Here is a 14,100-nt window from a genome sequence, read left to right on the forward strand (position 1 = left end):
GACGATATATATCGCGGTACCACCCTGCTTAAAAGACAATACATCACGTCTTTTCACTTACACTGATAACGGACAGATCCGTTCTTTCACTAATCAGGACAGCATGCATGCTCCTTTTCGTAAAAGCGGTTCGTGAGGGTAATTCGAATATCTCTTTGTACTGACTCGCACCAGCCGTCAGCTCTCTTGGACAGGGAAAGATGATTCTACTGAATCTCAGTCAAAACCTTTACATATTCAACTAATGTCATTTTAAACATATTTTTGATATCAAGTCAACTGATGAAAAAAATTAATCTTCCATTGTCGATAGGTCGCCAGCTGGTAAATTCAGTTCCCACGCCTTTAGTACACGTCTCATAATTTTTCCGCTTCGCGTTTTAGGCAATTTGTCTTTAAACTCAATTTCTCTCGGTGCCGCATGTGCAGCGAGCCCTTTTTTCACAAACGTACGAATCTCTTCTTTTAGCTCATCTGTCGGCTCATACCCGCTTCTAAGCGCAATGAATGCCTTAATAATTTCACCACGGACCGGATCTGGTTTTCCAATGACACCAGCCTCTGCAATCGCCGGATGTTCAACCAGCTTGCTTTCCACCTCAAAAGGACCAACCCGCTCTCCTGATGTCATGATCACATCATCGACACGTCCCTGGAACCAAAAGTATCCGTCTTCGTCCATATAAGCTGAATCTCCTGAAACATACCAATCTCCTGGCATAAAGTAAGATTCATATTTTTCAGGATTGTTCCAGATCGCATGCATCATAGATGGCCAGCCTTTTTTGATGGCGAGGTTACCCATCCGATATGGCGGTAGTTCATTTCCAGCATTATCTACAATCGCAGCTTCTACGCCTGGAATCGGTTTCCCCATTGAACCTGGTTTAATGTCCAGACATGGATAATTACAAATGAGCTGTGCACCGGTTTCCGTCATCCACCAAGTGTCATGAATTCGTTTGCCAAAAACAGCGTCTCCCCAGCGGATGACTTCTGGATTCAGAGGTTCACCTACACTTAATACATGACGGAGCGAGCTAAGATCATACTTTTGAATGAGGTCATCTCCTGCTCCCATTAGCATTCTAAAGGCGGTCGGTGCACTGTACCAAACGGTCACGCCTAGTGATTCAATTGTTTCATACCACGTATCAGGGTTAAATCTGCCGCCTAAAATGACATTCGTCGCCCCATTTAACCACGGTGAAAAAATGCCATACACTGTGCCTGTTACCCAGCCTGGGTCAGCTGTGCACCAGTAGACATCGTCTTCTTTCAGATCAAGCACCCATTTACCAGTCTGGTCTTGCTGCACCATTGCGCCATGGACATGCAGCACACCTTTTGGCGTACCTGTCGACCCTGACGTGTAATGAAGCAGAAAGCCGTCTTTTTCATCCATCCATTCGATTTCAAGGTCCTTCGCCGCCTGTGCAAAAGCCTCTTCATAATGGATTGTCCGAACGCCATCGACGTCTTCCTTTTCACCGCCGACAATGATGACGGATTCAAGTTTCGGAAGCTCCGCAAACGGAATTCGTTCAAGCAGATCCGGCGTTGTCACAATGACCTTCGCCTCGCTATTTTCTAAACGGTCTTTGACCGCACCTTCCATAAATGCCTCAAATAACGGCCCAACGATCGCACCAATTTTAACTGCGCCAAGCAGAAGAAAATAGAGCTCAGGTGATCTTGGCATAAAAATAAATACGCGATCCCCTTTTTGCACATGTGCCTTTTCTCTGAATAGATTGCCCGCTTTATTTGTGTTGATTTTCATATCTCTGAACGTATACTTTTCATCCCGCTGTGAATCTTTGTAGTGAAGCGCCACCTTGTTCTTGCGAAACGAGTCCGCATGTCTGTCAATCGCTTCATAGGCTGCATTTATGTTTCCTGTTTCATACCATGAGAAATTTTTTCTTGCTTCTTCCCATGAAAATTCTTTGTATGCCTGCTCATAATCATTTAAATGATAGTCCCCTTTTACTGATGGTAGCGTTTCCACTTTCATCAAACAATCCCCCTTTGCATACGTTTACAATGACCATTATAGTATAGATGACTTTTTTTCTCAATTTTTAAAAAACTTATAGTGAAACCGTTTTAATTCTTGCAGCTTTTAAGATAAAATAGAGACGACTCACTAGAATTTGAGGCGGTGGATACGTGGAGCATCCTAAAACTTATTATTCAAAAATCATTGAGCGAGAAACAGGTTCCATCCTTATTGAAGGGCCGGTACCTGCATCAGAGCTTGCGAACTATACGTTTCATGAAGGACTAACGGCATTTCGCACGCCAGAGGAACAGAAACAAGCACTTGTTGAAATAGCAGACCTTCCAGAAGGACGTATTATCATTGCAAGAGTGGATGAGCTTGTTGTCGGCTATGTCACGTATTTGTATCCTGATCCGCTTGAGCGCTGGTCAGAGGGCAACATGGACAATTTAATCGAGCTTGGCGCGATTGAGGTCGCTCCTCCATTTAGAGGCTGCTCACTTGGCAAGCATTTACTTGATGTGAGCATGATGGATGAGCAAATGGAGAATTATATCGTCATTACAACTGAATATTACTGGCATTGGGATTTAAAGGGGACAAAGAAAAACGTGTGGGAGTACCGCAAGATGATGGAGAAAATGATGAACGCAGGCGGTCTTGTTTGGTTTGCAACAGACGAGCCAGAGATCAGCTCACATCCAGCCAATTGTTTAATGGCCAGAATCGGGAAAAATGTGAGTCCTGATTCGATTGAGCGTTTCGATCGTCTTCGCTTCCATCAGCGCTTTATGTATTAACGTTCAATTCGTTTTTTTGGCAAAGGGGATTGGTAAACAATGATGATTGAACAAATTATGGAGCGTGATGTGATCACGCTGCGAAAAACCGATACGATTGAAGAGGCCATCAAAAAAATGAGTACACATCACATTCGGCATATTCCGGTCGTATCTGATCAAGGTTCTGTCATTGGGATGGTGACAGATCGAGATATTAAAAATGCCAGTCCAAGTATATTTGAAACAGAAAAAAGACAGCTCTTTATTCAGCGGCCTGTTGAAGAGATCATGGTATTAGAGACAATTACTGCTCATCCGCTTGATTTCGTTGAAGAGATTTCAAGTGTCTTTTTTGAACACGGAATTGGCTGCCTTCCAGTGGTGAGACGCGGCAAACTTGTAGGTATTATCACAAAGACTGATTTGCTTCGTACCTTTGTTAGACTGACAGGTGCAGATCAGCCTGGGTCACACTTAGAGGTTGAAGTGGACCAAATGACAGAAGGTCTTGCAGACATCACGGCTATTTTAAAGGAGCAGCATATTCAAATGCTCAGTGTGCTTGTGTATCCGCATGCAAATGAATCATCTAAAGTACTCGTCTTCCGCCTTCAAACCATGCATGCAGATCATGTGACGAAGCTGATTCGCGCAAAAGGCTATAAGGTGCTTTGGCCTATGGAGCAGACGATCAAATGAAGGAAGCGACCTTTGTTTTTTCACCCTCTTTTCAAACGTACCAGTTTCACCAAGACCACCCCTTCAATCAGCTTCGTGTCTACTTAACATATGACCTGCTTCAAAAAATGAAGGCGTTAACAGATGATGAGATCGTCGCACCACGTATGGCGACCCTTGAGGAATTAAAGCTCGTCCATACAGCCGATTATATTCAAGCTGTGCAGCGGGCTAGTGAAGGAAAGCTGTCTACAGCAGAGGGTGAGCGCTACGGTCTTGGCACGGAGGATACACCGATGTTTGCAGGTATGCATGAGGCAGCTTCTCTCCTTGTTGGCGGGACACTCACAGCCGTTGACCAAGTCATGATGGGACACACGCAACATGCACTGAATCTTGGCGGTGGACTTCATCACGGGTTTAAAGGGCGTGCATCTGGCTTCTGTATTTATAATGACAGCTCAGTTGCGATTCAATATATTCAAAAGACATACGGTGCAAGAATTTTGTATATTGATACAGATGCCCATCACGGAGATGGTGTACAATTCAGTTTCTATGACGACCCTGAGGTTTGTACAGTCTCGATTCATGAAACGGGACGCTATTTGTTCCCTGGAACTGGACAAGTACAGGAAAGAGGTCACGATAAAGGCTATGGCTACGCCTACAATATTCCGCTTGATGCATTTACAGAAGATGAATCGTTTCTTGAAGCATATCGAACAGCAATAACTGAAATTGCTGCTTTTTTTAAACCAGATGTGATTTTGACGCAAAACGGAGCAGATGCACACTACTATGATCCGTTAACCCATTTATCTGCCACCATAAAAATATATGAGGAAATTCCTAGAATTGCCCATGAGTTAGCTCATCAATATTGTGATGGCAAATGGATCGCGGTCGGAGGAGGAGGATATGATATTTGGCGTGTCGTGCCAAGGGCGTGGAGCCGAATTTGGCTTGAAATGAAAGGCATTACACCACCTGATGAACTGCCTCAGGAGTGGGTTCAGGCTTGGCATAAACAATCGCCTGTCACTCTGCCAACCACATGGGGAGATCCTGACGATTTATATCCACCGATCCCAAGAAAAGCAGAAATCACAGAAAAAAATGCTCAAACTGTAGAAAAAGCACTGATGCCCGTTAGACGAGAAAAGAAAAAGGCATAAGAAAAGCAGGCAATCACTCATGTGTAAGCCTGCTTTTTCGTTTTATTTTGTTGATTGTCTTTCTTCAATTCGGTGTGGAAGCTCCACAATTTGGTCATCCACTTGCTCTTTGTTCATCAGCTTTGTCAGCAGTCTCATTGCGACAGCACCAATATCATACGTCGGCTGAACAACTGTTGTCAGCTGAGGACGCACCATAAGAGAAAGTCTCGTGTTATCAAAGCCTATCACTTCTAAATCCTCAGGAATCGATACGCCTCTATCTTGTGCTCCATGAATGACACCTAGCGCCATTTCATCTGTAGCCGCGATAACAGCTGTCGGCTTGTCAGACTGCTCAAGGAGATGAGCAAGTGATTCAATTCCAGAATCATACGAGTAATCGCCTTCAGCGACGAGCGCATCGTCAAATGCAATGCCCGCTTCTTCAAGCGCACGCTTATAACCTGCAAGCTTTCTCATAGAGTTAATCGGTTCTGACATTGGACCAGATACGAAGGCAATTCGCTTATGTCCTTTTTCAACTAAAAGCTGAACGGAATCATAAATCGCTTGCTCGTAGTTGATGTTGACAGATGGTGTTTGAGCCTGCTCTTCAACAGATGCTGCAAGAACAATTGGCACAGGAGAGCGCTTAAATTCTTCAACAAGCACGTCTGTGATGTTTCCGCCCATAAAGACAATCCCATCTACTTGTTTACCTAGCATTGTATTTAATAGATGAAGCTCTTTATCGGTATTTTGATCTGAGTTGCTCAAAATGATGTTGTACTTATACATTGTGGCGATATCTTCAATTCCGCGAGCAAGCTCTGAATAGAAGATACTAGAAATATCAGGGATGATGACCCCAACCGTTGTTGTTTTTTTACTTGCAAGGCCTCGTGCCACAGCATTCGGGCGGTAGCCAAGACGATCAATCGCTTCAAGTACCTTTTTTCTTGTTGTTGGTTTTACATTCGGATTCCCATTCACTACGCGTGATACCGTTGCCATACTTACATTTGCTTCTCTTGCTACATCATATATTGTAACATTATTCACATAAATCACTCCTTCAAATACACTTCATATCTATAGCATTCACCAATTGGATAGAGACATGTCAGATACGAGGAAAATAATATCCTATTTGTCATTAAAACGATGAAAAGAGACACATAATTTTTCAATCTACATCAAAATGACATTCTTTTATGAAATTATACACGTTTTTTCATCATATGAAAACGTTCCCTTTCTTTTTATAACTAAATTAAACAAACTTTAATGAGCTTGTTACCTGTAAATCGAATCATATTTCATAAAAAACCGTCGAGAACGTCAGCTATGACACTGATCTTAGCAGATTCTATTGAATTTTAAAAATGAAAACATTGTGAACAAGCACGATTGAGGCTTGTAATGTGCTCTTTTCCTTTCATTCCCAATCTTTATCCTATTTACTCCATAGAAAAACCGCCGGGCAGTCATCCGGCGGCATTTTGATCTATTATGCGTGAATGTTAACAAGTGGTCTTAACGCATCTAACCATTTTTCGAATTGAGGAATGTCCATTTGCTGTGCTGAGTCAGATAGAGCAACAGATGGATCTGGATGCACTTCTGCCATAACACCGTCTGCTCCAATCGCAAGAGCTGCTTTCGCTGTTGGAAGGAGAAGATCTCTACGTCCAGTTGAGTGCGTCACATCAACGAATACTGGTAAATGTGTCTCTTGTTTCAAGATTGGCACAGCAGAAATATCTAGTGTATTTCTTGTTGCTGTTTCGTATGTGCGGATACCTCGCTCGCAAAGGATGATTTGATCATTTCCTTGGGCGATGATGTATTCAGCTGCATTGATGAATTCTGAAATCGTCGCTGCAAGACCACGTTTTAAAAGAACAGGTTTGTTCACAGATCCAGCTTCTTTTAAAAGTTCGAAGTTTTGCATGTTTCGTGCACCGATTTGGATGACATCGATATGCTCAATCGCTTCTTGAATGTGAGCAGGATTGACGATTTCACTAATGACAGCAAGACCGTATTCATCCGCTACACGCTTGAGAATTTTTAGACCGTCTACACCAAGTCCTTGGAAGTCGTATGGACTTGTGCGAGGTTTAAATGCTCCTCCGCGAAGTAGTTTTAGTCCTTGCTGTTTCGCTGCTGCTGCCACTTCTGCGACTTGCTCGTAGCTTTCAACAGCACATGGTCCAACGATGAAGCGCTGTTTCCCATCTCCGATCGCTTCTCCATTGATATTGACAATTGTATTTTCAGGTTTTTTCTTACGAGAAACAAGAAGTGCTTTGCTGTGATCATCTTCTTGAAGCTCTAGACCTGCTTTGAAAATCTCTTTGAAAATATGCTGAATCGTTGAGTTTTCGAATGGTCCATCATTTTCTTCAAGAATTTGGTTTAGCATTGTGCGCTCTCTGACAGGATCATAACGGTTGACACCTTGCGCTTCTTTCGCTTTACCAATTTCTTTTACAATGTTTCCTCTTTCATTGATCAGTTTTAAAATTTGAAGATTTAGTTCATCTGCTTGCTGTCTCAATTGTTCTAGTTCATTGTTGCTCATTTTTGTCATCCTTTCCTCTGCCCGCTCTCGCTTTTTATTATTTCATTCTCTCATGATAGGGTTTATTATAAACAAAGATTTCGGAATTGTCACGAAAATTTTCTTTATTACCCAAACGCTTTTAAGCGATAAAGTATTATGTGTAAGATTATAGCATAGTTTTGATTGAAGTAAACCTTTTTTTATAAAAAAAACGTCAGCAATTGCTGACGTCTCTTTTACACATTATGTTCAAGCGCTTCTTTTGTAATGCTTGAGTGGGATGCATGCCATTTTACTTTTCCACCGCTAAAGACGAGTGCCTGAGGACTTTCATGCTTTATTCCCGACTTTTCTGTCACATAGGATGAAAGCTCTCTTGTGTTTTGAATCTGCAAGAAATAAGTTGGCACGTCTTCATGTGCAGACGCAAATGCTTCAAACTCTTGAAAAGCCGCTTGACTGATCGGACATGTCAAACTGTGCTTAAAAAAGACAAAGGTCCCATCTTGATTCGTTAGTTGATCAAACTGTTCTTCTGTTTCAATAAGTTGTTTTGACATGATGTTCTCCTTCTTCGCTCTGTGCAGTAAGAGTTAGCCTTTAGTCGATTGTTCTACTTTTTCTTTAACATCTTTAATGCCATCTTCAATTTCAGATTTCGCTTCTTGTGCTCGTACTTTTGCTTCATCCGCTACATCCGATGCTTCACTTGCTAGGTCAGCTGCCGCATTCTCTGCTTCATTTTTCACATGATTAGCTTTTCCAGCTGCACGTTCTTTTATGTCTTTCACTTTGTCTAAAATTTGGTTTGATTGTTCAGCCACCAGTTGAGACAATTCAGACGTTTTATCTTTCGCAATCGTCACATATTCAGTGCCTCTTTCTTTTGCATCTGTTGTGAGTCGATCTGTTTTTTCTTTTAAAACATTCGCTTGGGTGTTCAAATCATCGCGAAGCTCTTTCCCTGACTTCGGTGCTAAAAATAAAGCTGTTGTTGCACCCACAATTCCACCAATAAGTGTTCCGATCAAAAAGTCTTTGCTATTGATTCCGTCTTTGCTCATGATTATTCCTCCTATGCGAAAATGGTTTATTTTTGGTGTTTTCGTTGTTTCCATTTTTTATAAATTTCAAGTGCTGCGTTACTCCAGCTTACCACATCCGTGACTTTTTCTTGATTTCGTTCAACGGATGAAGAAACCGCACCAGCTGCCTGCTTTATGCTTGTATTAAATTGGTTGATCGAGCCGCCAATTCCCTGCACCGCATCCACAACTGTGTTAAGTTTTGTTGATTTGTCTTGGATATCTTCAGCAAGCTGATTCGTCTTATGTAGCAACTGTGCTGTCTCTGTGGTGATCCCTTGCATCTGACCTTCAAGACCTTCTAAAGTTGATGCGACATTCTTTAATGTCAGCTGTAAGGATTTTAATGTTTTGGACAAGTAGATGACAAGAATGAGGAAAGCTATTGCGATCAGTGCAACGCTTAGATATAGAATAATAATCATCTGATACCTCCTTTGCTGCGGGCATATTCAATTCATTACCCTCTCGTTGTATCATTCAAACATCGCCTAGAATGACCGTTTGAATAATAATTCTACACTTATTCGCTGATTCCTGTCCACAGCGAACGAAAAAAAGCGGCAGATGGTGACATAATTAGCCCCTTTGTCACATTTTATTCAAAATAAAAAAGTGCCGATCAAAGCGGCACTTTTCGTTTAAGTATTTTATACAGCGACTTTTTCATAAGCACGCAAATATTTTTGAATGTCTCCTGCTCCCATAAAGATCAGAATCCCATCTTTGTGCGCTTTCAGCACGGATGTATCTTCTTCTGCAATTAATTGGGCCTGCGGGATTTTTTCTCGTAAATCTTCGATACTCAGCTTCCCAATGTTTTCACGGGCTGAACCGAAAATATCACATAGGTATACATAGTCCGCTTTTTTCAGACTGTCAGCAAATTCACTTAAGAATTGCTGTGTACGTGTGAAGGTATGCGGCTGGAAGACAGCGACAATCTCACGGTCTGGATATTTTTGGCGTGCTGCTTCAATTGTGACTTCAATCTCCGTTGGGTGATGGGCATAGTCGTCAATTAAAACCTGCTCACCGACTACTTTTTCATTGAAGCGGCGTTTCACACCACCAAATGTCGTTAGTGCCCCTTTGATGAGCTCTACATCAATGGATTCATAGTGACATAATGCAATGACAGCTAATGAATTAAGGACATTATGATTTCCGTAGGCAGGAATGTAGAAGGTATCATAAAACGTATTTCGTACAAATACATCAAATGTAGTGCCTTCTGTGTTCTTCACAACATTGCGTGCTTGGAAATCATTTTCTTCATTGAAACCGTAGTATACAACAGGTACCTTCGCTTGAATCTTAGGCAGATGCTCGTCATCACCGCAAGCGATAATGGCTTTTTTCACTTGAAGCGCCATGTTTTGAAACGCATCAAACACGTCGTCAATGTCTGAGAAATAATCGGGATGATCAAAATCAATATTGGTCATGATCGCATAGTCTGGATGATAGCTAAGGAAGTGTCTGCGGTATTCGCATGCTTCAAATACAAAATACTCGCTGTTTTCTTTCCCCATACCAGATCCATCGCCGATTAAGTATGAAGTTGGTTTCGCTGATTGCATCACATGGGCAAGCAGTCCTGTTGTTGACGTTTTACCATGAGCACCAGTAATCGCAACGTTTGTGAATGAATCCATGTATTCTCCAAGGAATTTATGGTAACGAATCACAGGAATCCCTTCAGATAGAGCACGTTCAATCTCAGGGTGTGTATCAGGAAATGCATTACCTGCAATGACGGTCATCCCTGGCTGAATATTATCTGGGTCAAATGGAAGAATTTTAATATTTCGTTCTTCTAATGCTTTTTGTGTAAAAATATGTTTTTCGATATCCGATCCTTGGACAGTATACCCAGTATCATGAAGAATTTGGGCCAGTGGACTCATACCTGTCCCTTTTATTCCAACAAAATGATAAACAGTCATAATTGTACCTCCAACAAACGTCTATCTGACTTACAGTATATGACGCTCATTTCAATTTGCAACTTGTGATTTTCGCCACTAGCGGTTCACAGATCGCAGCTCCAAATAAAGATTTTTTTCCGATCTTCCTATTCTAATCAATATTAACTATGATTAGTATCCGACAACTTTCCTATTTCTAACACCTGGTTTCGCTCATTTTACATAAAAAAGCGTTCTGATAGGCATGCGAAAAGCGTCCAATCCCAAAATTGCACCTATGTGCTATCATACCATGTTTATGAAAAAAATGAAGTGATTTTGTTTAGATCAACTGTTCTAAGTCACTCAGTGTCATGAGGACTTCCCTTGGCTTACTGCCTTTTGCACCAGAGATCATGCCTTCGCGTTCCATCATGTCGATCAATCTCGCAGCACGATTGTAGCCAATTCTAAATCTTCTCTGCAAACTCGATGTACTAGCGCTATTTTGCTCAATAGCAAAACGGCAGGCATCCATAAACAATTCGTCTTCATCTGTAATCGCAGAGCCTTGGAGCATTAATTCCTCCTGTTCGAAAAGGAACACCGGCTTCCGCTGTTTTCTAACATGTGCCACTACTTGATCGATCTCGCGGTCTGATACAAAGTTCCCTTGCAGTCTCGTCGGCTTGCCGGATCCATTTTCTAAGAAGAGCATGTCTCCTTTTCCGAGAAGCTTTTCTGCACCTGCCATGTCGATGATCGTTCTAGAATCTACTTGACTTGAAACAGAGAAAGCAATTCTTGTTGGAATATTGGCTTTAATGAGACCCGTGATGACATCAACAGAAGGTCTTTGTGTCGCAATCAATAAGTGAATGCCGCATGCTCTTGCTTTCTGCGCGATTCGGCAAATACTTTCTTCGACTTCATTTGGTGCGACCATCATTAAATCAGCGAGCTCATCGATCACTACAACAAGATAAGGCAATTTTTCACCCATTTGTTTTTCTTTGACAAGCTCATTGAATCGTTTGATTTCTCTCACACCAGAGTGTGCAAACAGCTCGTAGCGTCTTTCCATTTCATCTACTACCCATTTTAGAGCTGCTGTCGCTGTCTTGGCATCAGTGATGACAGGACTCACGAGATGCGGAATATGATTATACGGCGCTAATTCGACCATTTTAGGGTCAATTAACAGCATTTTCACTTCATCTGGTGATGCTTTAAACATTAAGCTCACTAAAATGGTATTAATACACACACTTTTTCCTGAACCTGTTGCTCCAGCAATTAACCCATGCGGCATTTTTTGCAGATCAACGACAACAGGCTGTCCTGAGATATCTAATCCGAGTGCTGCTGTTAAAGGAGATGGATTGTCTCTAAACGCACTGCTTCTGATCATCTCTCGTAAGAAAACCATTTTACTGTGAAGGTTCGGCACTTCAATCCCGATCGTGTTCTTTCCTGGAATCGGTGCTTCAATTCGTATATCCTTTGCGGACAAACTGAGTTTAATATCATCTGACAGGTTCGTGATTTTGTTCACTTTGACACCTGGTTCTGGATGTACTTCAAACCTTGTCACAGAAGGGCCTTGCGTGACATGAACGACACTTGCTCTGACATTAAAATTTTTCAGCGTGGCATTGAGCAGCTCTGCCCGCTCTTTCACCCATGTCCCGTCCTCTCCTTTTTGAGCCGGAGGTACATCTAAAAGGGCGAGGCTTGGAAACACATATCCTTGACCATCTGCTGCTTTCTTTTGTCCTTGCACGCGTTGATCACTTTTTAACATCATGACGTTAAAAGGAACCGTTGAGGTTTGTCCGCTTGCACGTTGTGGCTGAGGAGATGCCTGTTTCGGTTTTTCTTCCATCACTTCATGCACTGGTTCTTGCTGCTCTATAACCGGTTCTACTCGTTCAGTAGTTGTCTGTTCCTCTGCTTCTTGTTCTATTGGCATCACTTGATCTTCTACTATTTCCGCTTCTTCTATCACTTGATTTTCTTGCAGATTATGCTCGGCAACTCGCTCTGTTTCTTCCAATGCTGCCGCTGGCACTTCTTCTTGATGGTCTTCGGTGGAATCAGTTTCTATTTCCTCTTCCTCGACCGATTCTGCTGAGATATTGTCTAGTACCTCTACTTCTTCTGCCGGCATGTCTACTTCCATATCAATAGCGGAATGCGTGTCTTCCGCTGTTTCGAATGTCAACGGTTCTATTTCTATTTCCTGAGTATGGTCGACAATCTGTTCTACCGGCTCGTCTTGTATTTCTTCGTTTTCACTGGAAACATCCTGTACAGGCTCAGTTTCTACCGGCGGTTCGTGATATACTTCGGCTTGCTGATTATGTAAGTCAGCTTCAAAATGGTCTTGAGGTTCAGAAAAGACTGGCTCTTTTTCCTCTGTTTGAATAAGAGGCTCGTCACTTAAACGCTCCATCGTCGATTGAACGTGATCGTGATAAGCGAGTTCCTCTTGCAAAGTAAGCGGGGTCACGTCTGTTTTGACGTCCACTCTTTCTTCTACTGGAGCTGGAACTGTTTCTTCCATTCGATTTTCTTTCCGTATTGATGGAATGTTCATTTGCTGTCTGACATTTCGTTCACGCTCTGCCTCTTCTGATAGCAGGGTGACACGTTGCGCTGTTTCCGCTGCTTTCATTTGAACAGAAGATAATTCTTCTTTTGCTTCTGTTCGTTTTGGACGCATATCCTGATGATAGCCATAGATTGGTGAAGGAATTTGCTCTGGTTTGAATGGCTTTTTATTGGTGTCAGGCTGCACCGTTTGTTTTGACTCATAGGTCTTCTGCTTAGCCATTGACTGGCCTTGCTTCGGGCGTCTTCTTTCCTGCTTTACTCCGTCACGCTGAGGTTCATCTGGAACAAGCGGAAAGCGGAAGTTGCCTGTCGGATATTCATAATAGACTTTTGTATCTTCAATTTTTTTATATTCTTTATGCTGTTCAAAAACTGGTTGCTTTGGTGCAACTGGACCTTCTTCAGGTCTCACAGCTTTTTCTTCTTTCTGTTCTTCACCTAAAAATACACTAAAAAATTTATCTAACCAACTCATCATTTATCACTCACTTTAACTCCCCTTACGTTTTCTTGGGCGATTTTTAGTATACCATTGCTTTTTCATGCAGAAAAGCGAGAAAAGTGCCGCTCCTTGCTATTTGTACTGTCTGTAGATGAAAAAAAGTCACTAAGTACGTACTTAGTGACTTTTGGTATAACACATTCTTCGCTCTGATGTGCCCGTTTATGGGAGGTTAAGCTTGAAAGGGTTCGCCAGCTTGATGGCTTCCCTCTAGAACAAGAATCCCTTTTTCAGTAGGCGCGTCTGGAAGATCTAGTTCTTTTGCTGAACAAATCATTCCGCTTGATGGAACACCTCTTAGCTCAGCATCTTTGATAATTAAACCGCTTGGCATCACTGCCCCAACCTTCGCGACCACGACATATTGCCCTTGATCAACGTTTGGTGCACCGCATACGATTTGCAATGTTTCATCGCCAACATCTACTTGGCAAATGTTTAGTTTATCTGCATTCGGATGCTTTTCTTTTTCCTTTACATAACCGACAACAAATTTTGGTGATAGATCCACAGTCAACGTTTCACTGACACCGTTGCGGTTTAAAATTTCGTTGATATCTTGAACAAGTGTTTCAGAAAGCGGTACAGATCCATTTTCTTCAATTTTCATGTAAGTGGACGCATTGAAGATATTAAAGCCTGTTGTTTCTTTTGTTTCTTGATTGAAGATTCTTACGACATCTCCAAACGTCTCATGACCTACTTCTTCTCTCGTCACATCTTTCAATGAAATAAGGAGTGTGTCGCCTACACCTTCTGCATTATAAAAAACGTTCATTCTTCAAAATTCCCT

Annotated in this window: 12 protein-coding genes and 1 other annotated feature (1 of these 13 only partly in view); of the genes, 3 read left to right on the forward strand and 9 right to left on the reverse strand. The window is 42.0% G+C overall.

The genetic code is table 11. From position 1 onward, the window contains the following. Positions 1-233, reverse strand: a binding site (T-box leader); it reaches 6 nt to the left of the window's first position. A gap of 59 nt (positions 234-292) precedes the next feature. Beyond that, a complete protein-coding gene (acsA, locus tag MHI35_RS13315) occupies positions 293-2,017 on the reverse strand; it encodes an acetate--CoA ligase (RefSeq protein WP_211062864.1) in 1,725 nt (574 codons plus the stop codon). Positions 2,018-2,172: 155 nt separating this feature from the next. Between acsA and MHI35_RS13320 the strand changes: the two genes are divergently transcribed. From MHI35_RS13320 to MHI35_RS13330, 3 genes are read left to right on the forward strand one after another with little or no spacing between them, the layout of a single operon-like run. After that, positions 2,173-2,805 (forward strand): GNAT family N-acetyltransferase, encoded by a 633-nt coding sequence (locus MHI35_RS13320; protein ID WP_012010911.1) that lies wholly within the window; start codon positions 2,173-2,175, stop codon positions 2,803-2,805. Positions 2,806-2,844: 39 nt separating this feature from the next. Next, a complete protein-coding gene (locus MHI35_RS13325) occupies positions 2,845-3,486 on the forward strand; it encodes a CBS and ACT domain-containing protein (RefSeq protein ID WP_144503657.1) in 642 nt (213 codons plus the stop codon). Then, positions 3,483-4,643: an acetoin utilization protein AcuC gene (locus MHI35_RS13330; RefSeq protein ID WP_211062863.1), complete on the forward strand. Its 1,161-nt coding sequence runs from the start codon at positions 3,483-3,485 to the stop codon at positions 4,641-4,643. The genes MHI35_RS13325 and MHI35_RS13330 overlap by 4 nt, the downstream gene beginning before the upstream one ends. Before the next feature lie 42 nt (positions 4,644-4,685). Here MHI35_RS13330 and ccpA read toward each other — a convergent pair whose 3' ends face one another. The 8 genes from ccpA to ytpR all read right to left on the reverse strand — a co-directional run bounded on the left by ccpA (position 4,686) and on the right by ytpR (position 14,085). Beyond that, positions 4,686-5,687, reverse strand: coding sequence for a catabolite control protein A (gene ccpA / locus MHI35_RS13335; RefSeq protein ID WP_034665514.1), 1,002 nt, complete (start codon positions 5,685-5,687; stop codon positions 4,686-4,688). A gap of 448 nt (positions 5,688-6,135) precedes the next feature. Further along, on the reverse strand, positions 6,136-7,212 hold the full coding sequence (locus MHI35_RS13340) for a bifunctional 3-deoxy-7-phosphoheptulonate synthase/chorismate mutase (RefSeq protein WP_012010915.1): 1,077 nt from the start codon (positions 7,210-7,212) through the stop codon (positions 6,136-6,138). Positions 7,213-7,430: 218 nt separating this feature from the next. Then, positions 7,431-7,754, reverse strand: coding sequence for a bacillithiol system redox-active protein YtxJ (ytxJ, locus tag MHI35_RS13345; RefSeq protein WP_144521014.1), 324 nt, complete (start codon positions 7,752-7,754; stop codon positions 7,431-7,433). Positions 7,755-7,787: 33 nt separating this feature from the next. Beyond that, positions 7,788-8,258, reverse strand: a complete 471-nt coding sequence (locus tag MHI35_RS13350) for a YtxH domain-containing protein (protein ID WP_012010918.1) — start codon at positions 8,256-8,258, stop codon at positions 7,788-7,790. Between the two features lie 26 nt (positions 8,259-8,284). Next, complete coding sequence (locus MHI35_RS13355; protein WP_119125243.1) at positions 8,285-8,704, reverse strand: DUF948 domain-containing protein; 420 nt, start codon at positions 8,702-8,704, stop codon at positions 8,285-8,287. A gap of 225 nt (positions 8,705-8,929) precedes the next feature. Further along, a complete protein-coding gene (murC, locus tag MHI35_RS13360; RefSeq protein WP_119125244.1) occupies positions 8,930-10,228 on the reverse strand; it encodes a UDP-N-acetylmuramate--L-alanine ligase in 1,299 nt (432 codons plus the stop codon). A 304-nt stretch (positions 10,229-10,532) separates the two neighbouring features. Next, entirely contained in the window at positions 10,533-13,283 is a 2,751-nt protein-coding gene (locus MHI35_RS13365) for a DNA translocase FtsK (protein WP_144521018.1), read from the reverse strand. Positions 13,284-13,479: 196 nt separating this feature from the next. Next, the gene (gene ytpR, locus MHI35_RS13370; RefSeq protein ID WP_144523023.1) at positions 13,480-14,085 is read right to left on the reverse strand and encodes a YtpR family tRNA-binding protein; all 606 of its coding nucleotides are present in this window, start codon (positions 14,083-14,085) and stop codon (positions 13,480-13,482) included. Positions 14,086-14,100 lie beyond the last annotated feature (15 nt).

Source organism: Bacillus sp. FSL K6-3459 (assembly GCF_038003305.1).
GTDB classification, from domain to species: domain Bacteria; phylum Bacillota; class Bacilli; order Bacillales; family Bacillaceae; genus Bacillus; species Bacillus pumilus_O.

Excerpts from the sequence above, each read along its gene's own strand:
- acsA (WP_211062864.1), bottom strand. The coding sequence starts at position 2,017 with ATGAAAGTGGAAACGCTACCATCAGTAAAAGGGGACTATCATTTAAAT.
- MHI35_RS13325 (WP_144503657.1), top strand. The coding sequence starts at position 2,845 with ATGATGATTGAACAAATTATGGAGCGTGATGTGATCACGCTGCGAAAA.
- MHI35_RS13330 (WP_211062863.1), top strand. The coding sequence starts at position 3,483 with ATGAAGGAAGCGACCTTTGTTTTTTCACCCTCTTTTCAAACGTACCAG.
- MHI35_RS13340 (WP_012010915.1), bottom strand. The coding sequence starts at position 7,212 with ATGAGCAACAATGAACTAGAACAATTGAGACAGCAAGCAGATGAACTA.
- ytxJ (WP_144521014.1), bottom strand. The coding sequence starts at position 7,754 with ATGTCAAAACAACTTATTGAAACAGAAGAACAGTTTGATCAACTAACG.
- MHI35_RS13350 (WP_012010918.1), bottom strand. The coding sequence starts at position 8,258 with ATGAGCAAAGACGGAATCAATAGCAAAGACTTTTTGATCGGAACACTT.
- MHI35_RS13355 (WP_119125243.1), bottom strand. The coding sequence starts at position 8,704 with ATGATTATTATTCTATATCTAAGCGTTGCACTGATCGCAATAGCTTTC.
- murC (WP_119125244.1), bottom strand. The coding sequence starts at position 10,228 with ATGACTGTTTATCATTTTGTTGGAATAAAAGGGACAGGTATGAGTCCA.
- MHI35_RS13365 (WP_144521018.1), bottom strand. The coding sequence starts at position 13,283 with ATGATGAGTTGGTTAGATAAATTTTTTAGTGTATTTTTAGGTGAAGAA.
- ytpR (WP_144523023.1), bottom strand. The coding sequence starts at position 14,085 with ATGAACGTTTTTTATAATGCAGAAGGTGTAGGCGACACACTCCTTATT.